Consider the following 14,140-nt stretch of genomic DNA (forward strand, 5'->3'; position numbering starts at 1 on the left):
TGATGACCGTGGTGACCTTGGTGATGATGATGTCCATGATGACCGTGGTGACCTTGGTGATGATGGTGTCCATGATGACCATGTTGGCCTTGATGATGGTGATGTCCATGATGACCGTGAACAACTTGCGGATACCCACCTATTCCTCCAGCTACAACACCCACTCCCGGTACCGGGAATCCTGTCTGCACTCCTCCAACGAAAGAAGGAAATGTAGTTGGTGCTCCTACTGGAAATCCTGTCTGTACGCCAGCTACTGATGTCGGAAATCCTCCTGTTACTGTAGGCATTCCACCCCCTGATGTCGAAAAGCCCCCCATTGATGTAGGCATTCCAGTTTGCATGCCAGCTACCGATGTTTGGAACCCTCCTGCTGCTCCACCCATCCAGCTCGGAATTCCACCGTATCCTTGTTGGCCAGCCCCTCCCATTAACATCATTTGTTCATAACTATCCGATTCACCTCCGAAGAAGCCATGTGGTGCATTATTGTCCATCCCTTTCATTCCTTTCACCTCTTCTACTCAATTTAGCCTACCTTTTTTATCATATTTCCTATAGAAAAATAGGTGTTTGTCTGTATGGGAATTCCGCTCTTTTATTTATACGTAGTGGAATAATTGAAAACTTAGACTAAAGTGATCCAGAGATTATTTTCTACACAAAAAAGCTCAGAGCATAAATGCTCTGAGCTTTTATTTAGAATGAATTAGTTTGCAACAACGTTAACAAGTTTTCCAGGAACAACAATTACTTTACGAACTGTTTTCCCTTCAATTTGGTCTTGAATTGCTTCAAGTGCAAGTTGTTCCATTTCTTCTTTTGATGCGTCTTTACTCATTGTTAGTTTTGCGCGAACTTTACCCATAACTTGAACAACGATTTCAACTTCATCTTCTACAAGTTTAGACTCATCAAATATTGGCCAGCTTGCATATGTGATTGTTTCATTATATCCAAGTTTGCTCCATAGCTCTTCCCCGATGTGAGGTGCAACTGGTGCGATCATTTTTACGAAACCTTCTACATATTCTTTCGGAAGTGTTTCAGCTTTGTATGCATCATTGATGAATACCATCATTTGAGAAATCGCTGTGTTGAAGCGAAGCTCTGCATAGTCTTCTGTTACTTTCTTCACTGTTTGGTGGTAAGCTTTTTCAAGCTCTTTATTTGGTGCGTCAGTAATTTTCTCACTTAATTCACCGTTATCTTGAACGAATAGACGCCATACGCGGTCTAGGAAACGACGAGCTCCGTCAAGACCATTTTCAGACCAAGCGATTGAAGCATCTAATGGTCCCATGAACATTTCGTATAGACGAAGTGTATCTGCACCGTGGCTTGCTACGATATCATCAGGGTTTACAACGTTACCTTTTGATTTACTCATTTTCTCGTTGTTTTCACCTAAAATCATACCTTGGTTGAATAATTGTTGGAACGGCTCTTTCGTTGGAACTACACCGATATCGTATAATACTTTATGCCAGAAACGAGCATATAGTAGGTGAAGTACAGCATGCTCTGCTCCGCCGATATAAATATCAACTGGAAGCCATTGTTTTACTTTTTCAGGATCTACAAGTGCTTCGCTATTGTTTGGATCGATGTAACGTAGGTAATACCAGCAGCTACCAGCCCATTGTGGCATTGTATTTGTTTCACGACGACCTTTTTTACCAGTCTCAGGATCAACAACATTTACCCACTCGTCAATGTTAGCAAGTGGTGATTCACCTGTACCTGAAGGACGGATGTTTTCTGTTTTCGGAAGAACTAATGGTAATTCTTCTTCCTTCACAGCTGTCATTGTCCCATCTTCCCAGTGAATTACCGGAATTGGCTCACCCCAGTAACGTTGACGGCTGAATAACCAGTCACGCAGACGGTACGTTACTTTTTGATTTCCTGCGCTCGTTACTTCAAGCCATTCAATCATTTTTGCGATTGCTTCTTCTTTATTTAATCCATCAAGGAATGCTGAGTTTACGTGTGCACCATCACCTGTGTACACTTCTTTCGTAATATCTCCGCCTTTTACAACTTCCTTCATCGGAAGATTGAATACTGATGCGAATTCATAGTCACGCTCATCATGAGCTGGAACTGCCATTACGGCACCTGTTCCGTAAGTTGCAAGAACATAGTCAGCAATCCAGATTGGTAATTTCTCACCGTTTACTGGGTTAACTGCGTAAGCACCAGTGAATACACCAGTTTTCTCTTTCGCAAGTTCTGTACGCTCTAGGTCACTCTTCATTTTTACAGCGTTAATGTAAGCTTCTACCGCTTCTTTTTGTTCTGCTGTTGTAATTTCTGCAACAAGTGCATGTTCCGGAGCTAGTACACAGTATGTTGCACCAAATAGTGTATCAGGGCGCGTTGTGAATACTGTGAACTTCTCGTCTGTACCATCGATATTGAAGTGTACTTCTGCACCTTCAGAACGACCGATCCAGTTACGTTGCATATCTTTTAAGCTTTCTGGCCAATCAAGCTCATCTAGATCTTCTAATAGACGATCTCCGTAAGCTGTAATTTTTAACATCCACTGTCTCATCGGACGACGCTCAACTGGATGTCCACCACGCTCACTCTTACCGTCAATGATTTCTTCATTTGCAAGTACTGTACCAAGTGCTGGACACCAGTTTACAGGTACTTCATCAACGTAAGCTAAGCCTTTTTCAAATAGTTTTAAGAAGATCCATTGTGTCCACTTATAGTAGTTTGGATCTGTTGTATTTACTTCACGGTCCCAATCATAAGAGAAACCTAGTGATTTAATTTGGTTACGGAACGTATTAATATTATGCTCTGTAAATTCAGCTGGGCTATTTCCAGTATCAAGTGCATATTGCTCTGCTGGAAGACCAAATGCATCCCATCCCATTGGATGAAGAACGTTATACCCTTGCATACGCTTCATACGAGATAAAATATCTGTCGCTGTATAACCTTCTGGATGTCCTACGTGTAGGCCTGCACCTGATGGATATGGGAACATATCTAGTGCATAAAATTTTGGTTTTTCTGTCTCATCTGGCGTACGGAATGTTTTATTCTCTTCCCAGTACCCTTGCCACTTCTTCTCAATATCTTGATGATTAAAGCTCATGAGATACCCTCCTTGAAATTCTATTTATTTTCACCGCCCAAAATACAAAAAACCTCTCATCCCTAGAAAGGGACGAGAGGTTATAGATTCCCGCGGTACCACCCTAAATTAATGTAAAAATATACATTCGCTTAGATCCGTAACGTGGATTAACGGCAATTGCTACTATTAGTTTCACAACTGCAACTCAAAGGCGAGTTCATAACGAAACGTGGATTGACTTGCACCGACCGTCAACTCTCTAAACCAGCTTCTATTACTACTACTCCTTCTCACTGTTATTACACATATGAGTTAATGTGAACTACCCTCCACTTAGTATCTCTAAAAAGCTTACTTAAAGCGGGGCTTCTCGGTTAATCGTTACTTTTAATAACTAACGAATTCGTCTTAAGACAGCCGAGCTATCTCCCTTGTTCTAAAGGTTGTTTTATTTAAATATATTCTAAAACATGTTACATGTTCCGTCAAACTAAACTGCAATTTTTTCTTCAACTGTTTCTTCTACTTTTACTCGTTTATCATACATGCTCGTTGCTATAAGCGCTACTACAAGCATTACCATGATTGCTATAAACAATACTTCCATATTGTATAAATCAACAATCGCTCCGCCAACGACCGGCCCGAACATTTTCCCTACAGTCGCCGCGCTATTTACAACACCTTGATAAAAACCTAGTTTATCTTTTGGTGCAAGTATATTTGCAATCGTCGGAACTGCTGGCCACACAAATAATTCACCGATTGTTAATGTTACCATCGCAACGAGGAACATCGTAAATTGCTGCGCTTGACTTAACACAATGAATGACGCCGCAAAAATGAAGATTCCAATCATAATTTGCTGTTTTAAAGAACGCTTCATCCAGCGAATTAGCATACTAACAAGTGGCTGCGCACAAACAATCATAGCTCCATTTATCGTCCATAATAAACTATAATGACGAAGGCTAATATTCAATTCTTGCATATGTGTTGCAATCGCTCCTTGCCACTGTACGTATGTAACCCAGCATAAAGCATATGCTACACACACGATCAGAAGTGCTTTAAATCCAGGTGTAAGTGACCAACCTTTTTTCGTTTCGATTTCCTTTTGCACTCCTGGCTCTTTCTTGTCTTCCATACCACGGAATCCAATAAAAGCAATTAAGAAGAAAACAAAATATAAAATAAAATTCGCTAAGAAAATATAATCAAAACGATATGATGCAACTAATCCACCACACGCTGTTCCAATCGCAATACCAACATTTTGTCCAACGTACATCGCATTAAATGCCCGTCTTCCGCCCTCTGGCCAAACCGTACCAACCATCGCATACATCGATGGGAAGACCATTCCAGAACCGAAGCCGATTAACGCTAGCCACACAACATATAACGGCCAACCGTGGAAGAACACAAGACCTAAAATTGATACAAGTGTAATAACAATTCCTACTAAAGTTGATTTATAACCGCCCCATTTATCAAATAAAACACCGCCGAGCAAGTTTCCGATTACACCAGTAAGCGAGTTGATCATTAATACCATTCCGGCCACAGATAAAGATTTTCCTAGGTGATCATGCAAATAAATTGTATTAAAAGGCCATAAAAAAGAAGCACCCGTGACATTAATAATCATCCCAGCTACTAATAGCCATACTTTCCTTGGCATAGTTTCCCCTCCTATTCTATTTTTTTCGTTCATATATATAACAGTAAAATTGTAGTCGTTTTTAAATAGGAAGGCAACTGATTAATAGTTGATGAAATTCAGATAATGGTTCATCGGTAAATGAAATTATACTGATCCCTGTTTGAAAATATATTGACTTACCGACAAAAACGACATCAGTAACAATATATAAATAAGGGGAGACTGTATGAAGTTCATACAGTCTCCCCTTATTTATATTATCCAACTTCTTTTTCTCGCTTCGCACGTTCTTTAGCGCTCCATTTAAATATTTTATCTAATACGGAATATATTCTCCCAGATTCTTTCGTTAACAAAGGTCCTAACGATGCCAATATTAAAACATACAGGGCTGAGAATGGTTTAATCGTTGCCATTAAGCCGCCCGCAATTCCAATATTCGCGACGATAATGGAAAACTCTCCGCGTGATACAAGTGTTAAACCAATATTCGTAGAAGCCTTATGCGATAATCCCGCTTTACGCCCCGCAACCATTCCAGCGGTAAAATTACCGATAAGAGTAATAAAAACTGCTCCTAATGCCAACCACACTGCTCCTCCAAGTGAAAATGGATCTATACTTAAACCGAAGCTGAAAAAGAATATAGCTCCAAAGAAATCACGAAACGGAACAACGAGCTGTTCAATTCGATCACTATGCTCCGTTTCTGAAAAGACGAGTCCTAGTAATAATGCTCCAATCGCCTCTGCAACATGAATCGTTTCTGAAAATCCTGCTACAAAGAACAAAATAGCGAATATTACAATAATAAAAATTTCATTGGACGAAATATCTAACATTTTATTTAAAAACCTTGTAGCTTTTCTAGCAACTACAAAGAATAGTAACATATACCCTACTGCGATTAAAATGGATGTGAGAGCACCTACAAATGACGTTGCCCCTCCGAGTACTAATCCTGAAACGACTGATAAATATACCGCTAAAAAGATATCGTCAAACATAATGATTCCTAAAATTAGTTCCGTCTCTTTATTACCAGATCTTCTTAAATCAACAATTACTTTCGCAACAATTGCACTCGATGAAATTGTTATGATCCCAGCAATAATTAATGTTTCTAATAAGGGGAAACCCATTATATATCCGTAAAGTAAACCTAATATAAAATTAAGCGATATATGAACAGTTCCCCCAAAAGCAATTGATTTTCCTGATTTAATTAATTTTTTAATTGAGAATTCTAAGCCTAAATAGAATAAGAGGAATATAACGCCAACACGGCCAAGGAAGGAAATAACTTCTCCGCTTTCAATAAATCTTAAATCGATAAGCCCTAAATCTGGGGCATGAGGCCCCACTAGCATACCGAGTATAATGAGAAACGGAATAATCGAGAACTTTAACTTTGCAGCGAGAATAGCTGCAAAAGCGACTAATACTAACGCAGTCCCAACTTCAAAGATTAAAGTATCCATCGATTATGAATCCCCTCCTACTGAAAGCAACTCATTAATAATTCTTTTTACTTCATGTCTTTCACCTGATAATACAAGCATATCGCCAGCTTCAATGATAGAATCTGGGCCTGGATTAAAGAACTTCTTCATATTCTTTTTCAAAATGGCAATAATCGTTACATTATATGTGTTTCGGACATGTAAACTACCAATTGTTTTTTGTACGACTGGTGCATTATTTTCCACCTTAAACCACTCAATTGATAATCCTTCAAAGGCCATTTCAATCGTATCTAAAGCTTGTGGCCTATACACCATTCCGCCCAATATAGCTGCAATTTGTCTCGCTTCAGAATCACGAAGAGAGACGCTTGAAATACTCTCCTCATGATCAGCATCAAAATGGTACATTTCTCTTCGGCCATCATCATGAATAACGATAACCATCTTTTCATTACCTTTTGTAATCACTTCAAACTTACATCCAATACCTGGCAGTTCACTCTCTCTAATATTCATATTTTCCGCCTCCTAATTTTTTTAGTTACGGCTTTTATAAATCGACATCAATCTCCGTTTTAAAGGTCTCATCCTTTGAGATACCTAAATACTTTAGCGTCTCTGATGGAGTCGCGTGATGAAAATGTTTTTGCAATAGCGCAATCGCTATCCCTCTTTTGTACGCATGAAATCCAAACGTTTTTCGCATTGAATTCGTTCCGATCTTACCAACAACTCCAACTGCTTCTGCAGCATTATGAATTACACGATACGCTTGTTGGCGCGTAATTGAATTTGGCGTTTTATTAGATTGAAATACGTAATTTTCTCTTTTAACGCCAATAGATTGTACGTAATCTAAAAGCGCTTCTTTTACTTTTGTATTTAAATAAATATCTTGTTTAAATTTTTCATCTTTCACAGGAAGAGAATAAAACTCTTTAACAGTCCCGTCTTCATTTAATACATCTTCAAATTTCATGCCAAGTAGTTCTGTAATTTTTAATCCTGTGTTAATTCCAATAACAAATAAAAGATAGTCTCGCTGGGAGTGCTCTTTTAAATATTTTTTCATAGCCTCAATTTGGCTTATATCTTTTAATGCCTCTACAACTTCCATACATGTATTCTCCTCATCTTATGAACGGTAATTTTCTCATCATGTTGTCCATTTTACCTTATCATGCTATGAGATTTCCATGTATTATCCATTATTTTCACAATATACTTTTGTGATCCAAGCAATTTTCAATTTGGAAATTTACGATTGTACAAATACGTTGTGGTTAGAAAAGAAATAGGGGATAAAAGTTCAGCTTCTTTCTATAGATTGGATTCCTCCTTTCCTTATCCAGCTGCTTCTACTTTTATATTACGTTACTTATTTACATTATATTATATATTTCAGTAACATTAAAGTATTTTTTCTGAAAACAATAAAAACCGAGCAATTTCGCTCGGTTTTTTATTAATCTTCTTTCGGAAGAACAATTCCTTTATACAATTGAACTGTAATAAGGTAATAAATCGTGTAAATAACTACGAAAATTACGATTGGTATCCAAATACGGAAGTACGGATCGACTAAAATAAATCCGAAAATATTCATACCAACTAATACGTGAGCGATACCCACAATTGCTGGGAATAAGAATACTAAGAATAACTCTTTATAAATTGATTTCGTTAATAATTCACGGCGTACACCGATTTTACGAAGCATTTGATAACGCGTAATATCTTTTGATGCACCAGAAAGAATTTTGAACATAAGACAGCTTGCCATCATTGCTAAGAAAGCAATTCCAAGGAAGAAGCCCATAAACACTGTTCCGCTCGCAACACCGTAGAACATGTCATACACTTGATATTTACTACTCATTTGCTCAGCTTTTACATTTTTATATTTAGCTAGCTGCAACTCGTCAATTTTTTTCCATTCTTTTGTGTATGCTACGAAATCGTCTGTTTTTCCAGTAAATACGATTCCTTCTTTACCATTTACAGTATCGTACATTTTTTGATCTACAACTTTAATGGCACGATCTTGGTATATATAATATGGTTGGATTGTTCTAAATGCCTCATCCCATTCTTCCGGCATTGTTTTTTCATTTTTATCTTGTTCTGACCTCACTCCTGCTACTGTACCTACTGGAGCTTCTCCTGAAACTTCTTTATATTTACCGAAACTTTCTTTACCTACACCATCTCGAATAAATGGCTTATGTTTCTCTAAATCTTCTTTTACATAATAAATATATTTGTCGTCTACTTTATAACGGTACTCAGCTTTATTTTTAAATGATATACCATCTAAAATTTTCTTCTCTTCAGCTGTAGGATTATGAACAATTGAATCGTAAATTTCAAATCCATCAACCGTTTTTATAACGTTATTTTTAAATGCCATACCACCTGAAATTGCACCAGCTCCAAGAGCAACTAACATCGCTACTGTTGCAAGTACCTTTGTTAAGCTATTAATACGGAAATTTAATTGTGCAAATGTAAAAGCATTAAGTCCTTTTTCACTACGCTTTTTATTACTCTTTAACTTTTTAATAATAACTGGAAGGAGTGATCCAAATAGCATATAAGTACCTGCTGTTGTTGTAACTAATGCAATAAGGATTCCCATTTCTCTTAATGTTTCCATATTAATCATAGCTGCATAACCAATACCTAATAAAATAACCGCTAGGAATGCAACTAAACCTGTCATTTTTCCTTTTACCACAACACGTTCTGTTTGTGCATCTGCATGTACAAGTTGCAGTACAGAAATACGTGATAATTTAATACTGTTCATAATTGCTGATAATACAAATAGCGCAAAGAAGAAGATGCAAGTAACAGTCATAGATGGCAGGTAAAATGCTTTATAGCCTTCACCAGCAAATTCTAATTGTTTCATTAATAATTGTCCGATACCCTCTGCAAGTCCTACACCAACTGTAATACCAATGGCAAGAGACGCAGCGCCTAATACGATCGTTTCAATAAACATAAGTAATGTAACTTTATGCTTTTTTGCTCCTAGCATCATATACATACCGAACTCTTTTTGACGAAGAGATAATAAGAAAGAGTTCGCATATAAAATATAGAAGAACGTTATAATAGCTAGTAAAAATGAACCTGCTTGGAATACGAATCCAATTGATTGAATAACTGAGTTAGATTCGATAAACGCTTTATTCAGCGCTAACGTTTGGAACATGTAAAAAATTGAAATCGACATGACAAGACCGACAAGTAAGACGATATAATCTTTCAGCTTACTTTTCAGCCCCGACATGGAAAGTTTAAATAACATACTGGAACCTCCTTTCTTACGCTTTTTGTGTACCTAAATCTGCAAGTACATCTAAAATTTCTTTGTAGAACTCTTCACGCGTACCACCGCGATGAATTTCTTTATACAGCTCACCATCTTGAATGAATAAAATTCGCTGACAATAACTTGCACTATACGGATCATGTGTAACCATCATAATAGATACGCCTTGTTCTTCATTTAAGTTTGTCATCGCATCAAGTAAACTCGCTGCATTTTTAGAATCAAGTGCTCCTGTTGGCTCGTCCCCTAAAATAATTGCTGGCTCATGCACAAGTGCGCGCGCTGCTGCTGAACGTTGTTTCTGCCCACCAGATACTTCAGATGGATACTTTTGAAGAATTTCTGTAATCCCTAGCATACCCGCTACTTTTTCTACTTTTGGTCCAATGTTACGTGATGAAACACCTTGAAGAGAAAGTGGAAGTGCAATGTTTTCATAAATAGATAAGTTCTCTAATAAGTTGAAGTCTTGGAAAATGAATCCTAACTTTTGTGAACGAAAATCAGAAAGTTCACCTTGCTTCATTTTCGTAATGTCCGTACCCGCAATTTCAACAACGCCGCCCGTTGCTTTATCAAGCGTTGAAATTACATTTAACAATGTCGTTTTACCAGAACCAGATGGCCCCATAATTCCAACAAACTCACCCTCTTGAATTGAGAATGAAACACCTTTTAACGCATGTGATTGGTTCTCACCTTTTTTACCGTACACTTTTTGGACGTTTTTCACGTCTACAACTGGTTTCGTCATATATATCCTCCTACGCTTGTTTTTCCATTACCTATTTTGCGCTTTTTGGAAGTGAACTGCTATTTGTTAACATTACATTTACCTTACACTTTTGTAATATAAAAAAGATGAGTGTGTAAGGTTCGTTGATAAATGAAAATTTTATTAGCGATTCGACAAGTAATATCGACTTACCGAAAAAGATGACAATAAAAATGGGCTGTTCCACAAAAGGAACAACCCACTTCTCTCTTTATTTCTTTAAAGGTGTTACCGTCCAGTAAGTAACAACTCGCCAAATCCATTCTAGTGGACCCATTTTAAAGACCTTCATCCAAATTACGCTAAACAAAATTTGAATTGCATAAATTGCAATACACACATATAACGTCTGCATGTACGTTAAGTTTTCTGCAAAGTTAAATACACTGCCCGCAATTAAAATCATTGCAGTTTGTCCAATATAATTTGTTAAAGCCATTCGTCCATAATATTTCAGTGGTGCTAACAATGTTTGAACCGGTTTTAATTGAAGTAATAAAATTAAAGCTCCAACATAGAAAGCTGAAATAATAGGTCCTACTGTAACACCAATTTTTAAAAATTGGCCTGCAGCATTCATTGTTCCATCATCATTCTCAAGTATCATATTTATAAATGGTTCAGCAGGAACGTGCCCGTATTGATACCATACAGCTACGACACTTAAAACAAACATAACACCTGTAAAAATAGCGACTTTCTTTATATTTTGCGTGAGATTTTCAAATACACGATATTGTCCTGCAGCAAGCCCTAATAAAATTAAGCCAAGTGGTAATAACTCTTTAACTCCCATTACACTGAAGGTAATTGTCAAAATAAGTCCTAGTACTAAGTTCACTTCTTTTTTCGCTTTATAAAACGGTAAAACGATTAACCCGCAAATTGCGTATAACGCTAATGCTTCTCCAGGCTGAAACATGTGATGAATTAAACCAAAAATAAATAATGCTACTAAGCGACGTAAAAATAAAACATAGCCATTTTTCCCTTTCGCAATCGCTCTTGAAATAAAGATATAGAATCCCACTCCAAATAAGAATGAGAAGATTGAGAAGAAACGACCTTCTACAAATAAATATAAAAATCTTTGATAGCTAGCATCCACTGTATTAGGATCTGGAATTTTAATGTTAAGTAGTGCGAGAATATTTACTAAAATAATCCCTAGTAGTGCAAAGCCACGAATGTAATCTAACTCATCAATTCGCTTGTTTGTAATATTGTTCCCCATAAAGCAACTCCTTGTATAAAATTTAATCCTTCCTTACTCTACTGGAGAAAGTTGCTCACAACTATCGACAAACCTTACAGTAATCTTACATTATTGTCATATAACAAAATAAAACCAGGTCATATTTCGACCTGGTTTACTCTGATTGTTTCGATTTTTGCGGTTGTCCTTTTTTACTATTACGCTGTTTTACTTGAACAATCGGATCAAGCTCATTCGAAAATTCAGCGTTATGTCCATTTTGCGTTTTTTGCTCTGGATTATTTTGATCTGAACGTTTCGCCATTACATTCACTCCTTATTAGTGCGGTGTAATAATCATTTGATGTTGCAATTGGCGAATTGCCATACGTGCTCTATTTAACTGCTCACGTTGCTCATCATTCGCATGTTGTTGCATCGTTTGTAAATCGTTATATGCTTGTTCTAATTGTAACTGCGCATCCGAATACTCCATCGTATTGTAATGCTCTTGTCTCATACCTTGGTCTAATTGTTCTTTCGCATATTCCACCGCTTGTTCCGCTTGTGTAATATACGATTCAAGTGATTGACGCTCTGCCATAATTGTCCCTCCTTGCTTCAATTCCCCTTTAGTGTGTCCCTTCCATCTCTACCTTATGAGTATGTTATAATGGATTTTGTTTCATTTTGACTCGGCTTAGGAGGGAAAGTAATGAAGGTTCAAAACCCTTTTCCATATACAAACGACAATAAACGTTATCATACATGGAATTACCATTTACGAAATGAATTTGGTGAAAAAATCTTTAAAGTTTCATTAGATGCTGGCTTCGATTGCCCGAACCGGGACGGTACAGTTGCTTACGGCGGTTGTACATTTTGCAGTGCTGCCGGATCTGGTGACTTCGCTGGTGATCGCCGCGATGATGTTATAACGCAATATCATGAAATGAAAGAAAAAATGCGCTCAAAGTGGAAAGACGGAAAATGTATCGCTTATTTCCAAGCGTACACAAATACACATGCACCACTTGAAGTTTTAAAAGAAAAATTCGAACCGCTTCTAGCAGAAAAAGACGTTGTCGGTCTTTCTATCGCGACTCGTCCAGATTGCTTACCAGACGATGTCGTTGAATATTTAGCGGACTTAAATAAACGCACATACCTTTGGGTTGAACTCGGTTTACAAACTGTTCACGAACGAACTGCAAACCTTATTAATCGCGCTCATGATTACCCATCTTACGTGGAAGGTGTAAATAAATTACGTAAGCATGGCATTAGAGTTTGCTCTCATATTATTAATGGTCTTCCACTTGAAGATTACGACATGATGATGGAAACAGCTCGTGAAGTAGCAAAGCTTGACGTACAAGGAATTAAAATTCATTTACTTCACTTATTAAAAGGAACGCCAATGGTGAAGCAATATGAAAAAGGACAACTCGAGTTCCTTTCTCTTGAAGATTACGTAAGTCTCGTTGTTGACCAACTTGAAATGATTCCAGAAGACGTAATTGTGCACCGCATCACAGGTGACGGTCCGCCTGATTTAATGATTGGCCCAATGTGGAGCTTAAATAAATGGGAAGTATTAAATTCCATCGATGCAGAATTTGTACGCCGCGGAAGCTGGCAAGGAAAATATGCAAATGAGGAGAAACAAAAATGAAATTAGAACGTGTATTACCGTTTGCTCGCTCGCTTCTGCAAACGGCAGTAAAAGAAGGCGATTACGCTGTAGATGCAACTTTAGGAAACGGCCATGACACTTGCTTCCTAGCTGAAATCGTTGGAGATAGCGGAAAAGTATTTGGATTTGATATTCAAAAAGAGGCAATCGAAAGCTCAACAACTCATCTAAAAGAAAAAGAACTTTTTGAACGTACTGTTTTAGTTCACGATAGTCACGATACTCTTCTATCCGTATTACCAGAAGATGCAAAAGGAAAAGTAACAGGCGCAATTTTCAACTTAGGTTACCTTCCAGGCGGAGACAAGCATATCGTTACAAAACCGAACTCAACAATCTCAGCGATCGAACAACTATTAGAAGTAATGGCACCTGAAGGTATCATCGTTCTTGTCATTTACCACGGACATCCAGAAGGACAAGTAGAACGCGACGCTGTACTTACATTTGCTGAAAAACTAGACCAAAAACAAGCTCACGTACTACGATATGGCTTCATTAACCAGCAAAATAACCCGCCATTTATTGTGGCGATTGAAAAGCGATAAAGTGAAACTTTAATCAGTGGGGGCATCCCCACTGATTATTAGTTGAACCAATCGGGCATTTATGGGCAGTTTATCTCCCACCTAACCTCTTTGCTCCAGGCGAATTTTAAGGTGGGAGTTTTACTGCCCGTTAATGCGGGGGAATATATCAACGATTTTTCAATTATATCTATCGTAACTCGGGATATATCAACGATTTTTTCGATATATCTATCATAACTTACAATATATCAACGATTTCTCGGATATATCGATTGTTCGACAAAACATAACAAAAAAAGACGTGCATTCACTGCACGTTTTTTTGTTATCCTCCTATATAATGGATATATACAATCTTAAAGGAGATAAACC

At 37.5% G+C, this 14,140-nt stretch carries 12 protein-coding genes, 1 pseudogene and 1 other annotated feature; of the genes and pseudogenes, 2 read left to right on the forward strand and 11 right to left on the reverse strand.

Translation table 11 applies throughout. The features are described 5' to 3' along the window. The 11 genes and pseudogenes from MR160_RS29885 to MR160_RS29935 form a co-directional block, all read right to left on the reverse strand. Positions 1-506, reverse strand: a pseudogene (locus MR160_RS29885) (hypothetical protein); the annotation flags it as partial. Between the two features lie 203 nt (positions 507-709). After that, a complete protein-coding gene (gene leuS / locus MR160_RS29890; RefSeq protein WP_000009441.1) occupies positions 710-3,118 on the reverse strand; it encodes a leucine--tRNA ligase in 2,409 nt (802 codons plus the stop codon). A gap of 65 nt (positions 3,119-3,183) precedes the next feature. Then, positions 3,184-3,403, reverse strand: a binding site (T-box leader). Positions 3,404-3,590: 187 nt separating this feature from the next. After that, the gene (locus MR160_RS29895) at positions 3,591-4,784 is read right to left on the reverse strand and encodes an MDR family MFS transporter (RefSeq protein ID WP_001137549.1); all 1,194 of its coding nucleotides are present in this window, start codon (positions 4,782-4,784) and stop codon (positions 3,591-3,593) included. A gap of 239 nt (positions 4,785-5,023) precedes the next feature. Further along, positions 5,024-6,247, reverse strand: a complete 1,224-nt coding sequence (locus MR160_RS29900) for a cation:proton antiporter (RefSeq protein ID WP_000380177.1) — start codon at positions 6,245-6,247, stop codon at positions 5,024-5,026. Positions 6,248-6,250: 3 nt separating this feature from the next. Further along, positions 6,251-6,748 carry a cation:proton antiporter regulatory subunit gene (locus MR160_RS29905; RefSeq protein WP_001026053.1) on the reverse strand — a complete coding sequence of 166 codons (498 nt, stop codon included), beginning with the start codon at positions 6,746-6,748 and terminating at the stop codon, positions 6,251-6,253. Between the two features lie 34 nt (positions 6,749-6,782). Next, on the reverse strand, positions 6,783-7,349 hold the full coding sequence (locus MR160_RS29910; RefSeq protein WP_000454200.1) for a tyrosine-type recombinase/integrase: 567 nt from the start codon (positions 7,347-7,349) through the stop codon (positions 6,783-6,785). A gap of 348 nt (positions 7,350-7,697) precedes the next feature. After that, positions 7,698-9,548, reverse strand: a complete 1,851-nt coding sequence (locus MR160_RS29915) for an FtsX-like permease family protein (RefSeq protein ID WP_000897786.1) — start codon at positions 9,546-9,548, stop codon at positions 7,698-7,700. A gap of 16 nt (positions 9,549-9,564) precedes the next feature. Continuing rightward, on the reverse strand, positions 9,565-10,326 hold the full coding sequence (locus MR160_RS29920; RefSeq protein ID WP_000165855.1) for an ABC transporter ATP-binding protein: 762 nt from the start codon (positions 10,324-10,326) through the stop codon (positions 9,565-9,567). A 232-nt stretch (positions 10,327-10,558) separates the two neighbouring features. Continuing rightward, positions 10,559-11,581 carry a DUF418 domain-containing protein gene (locus tag MR160_RS29925; RefSeq protein WP_000527711.1) on the reverse strand — a complete coding sequence of 341 codons (1,023 nt, stop codon included), beginning with the start codon at positions 11,579-11,581 and terminating at the stop codon, positions 10,559-10,561. A 136-nt stretch (positions 11,582-11,717) separates the two neighbouring features. Further along, the gene (locus tag MR160_RS29930; RefSeq protein ID WP_001129340.1) at positions 11,718-11,867 is read right to left on the reverse strand and encodes a hypothetical protein; all 150 of its coding nucleotides are present in this window, start codon (positions 11,865-11,867) and stop codon (positions 11,718-11,720) included. A gap of 15 nt (positions 11,868-11,882) precedes the next feature. Then, complete coding sequence (locus MR160_RS29935; RefSeq protein ID WP_000840869.1) at positions 11,883-12,146, reverse strand: YtzC family protein; 264 nt, start codon at positions 12,144-12,146, stop codon at positions 11,883-11,885. Between the two features lie 111 nt (positions 12,147-12,257). On the opposite strand from MR160_RS29935, the gene mnmL reads away from it, so the two are divergent. Both mnmL and mnmM read left to right on the forward strand, forming a co-directional pair. Next, complete coding sequence (mnmL, locus tag MR160_RS29940) at positions 12,258-13,217, forward strand: tRNA modification radical SAM protein MnmL/YtqA (protein WP_000868035.1); 960 nt, start codon at positions 12,258-12,260, stop codon at positions 13,215-13,217. Then, positions 13,214-13,786 (forward strand): tRNA 5-(aminomethyl)-2-thiouridylate-methyltransferase MnmM, encoded by a 573-nt coding sequence (gene mnmM / locus MR160_RS29945; RefSeq protein ID WP_000764475.1) that lies wholly within the window; start codon positions 13,214-13,216, stop codon positions 13,784-13,786. Before mnmL ends, mnmM begins: the two co-directional genes overlap by 4 nt. The last annotated feature ends 354 nt before the right edge of the window (positions 13,787-14,140 follow it).

It is taken from the genome of Bacillus cereus group sp. BfR-BA-01382 (assembly GCF_022663475.1).
GTDB classification, from domain to species: Bacteria; Bacillota; Bacilli; order Bacillales; family Bacillaceae_G; genus Bacillus_A; species Bacillus_A thuringiensis_S.

Coding starts and splice junctions, on each gene's coding strand:
- leuS (WP_000009441.1), bottom strand. CDS start 3,118: ATGAGCTTTAATCATCAAGATATTGAGAAGAAGTGGCAAGGGTACTGG.
- MR160_RS29895 (WP_001137549.1), bottom strand. CDS start 4,784: ATGCCAAGGAAAGTATGGCTATTAGTAGCTGGGATGATTATTAATGTC.
- MR160_RS29900 (WP_000380177.1), bottom strand. CDS start 6,247: ATGGATACTTTAATCTTTGAAGTTGGGACTGCGTTAGTATTAGTCGCT.
- MR160_RS29905 (WP_001026053.1), bottom strand. CDS start 6,748: ATGAATATTAGAGAGAGTGAACTGCCAGGTATTGGATGTAAGTTTGAA.
- MR160_RS29910 (WP_000454200.1), bottom strand. CDS start 7,349: ATGGAAGTTGTAGAGGCATTAAAAGATATAAGCCAAATTGAGGCTATG.
- MR160_RS29915 (WP_000897786.1), bottom strand. CDS start 9,548: ATGTTATTTAAACTTTCCATGTCGGGGCTGAAAAGTAAGCTGAAAGAT.
- MR160_RS29920 (WP_000165855.1), bottom strand. CDS start 10,326: ATGACGAAACCAGTTGTAGACGTGAAAAACGTCCAAAAAGTGTACGGT.
- MR160_RS29925 (WP_000527711.1), bottom strand. CDS start 11,581: ATGGGGAACAATATTACAAACAAGCGAATTGATGAGTTAGATTACATT.
- MR160_RS29930 (WP_001129340.1), bottom strand. CDS start 11,867: ATGGCGAAACGTTCAGATCAAAATAATCCAGAGCAAAAAACGCAAAAT.
- MR160_RS29935 (WP_000840869.1), bottom strand. CDS start 12,146: ATGGCAGAGCGTCAATCACTTGAATCGTATATTACACAAGCGGAACAA.
- mnmL (WP_000868035.1), top strand. CDS start 12,258: ATGAAGGTTCAAAACCCTTTTCCATATACAAACGACAATAAACGTTAT.
- mnmM (WP_000764475.1), top strand. CDS start 13,214: ATGAAATTAGAACGTGTATTACCGTTTGCTCGCTCGCTTCTGCAAACG.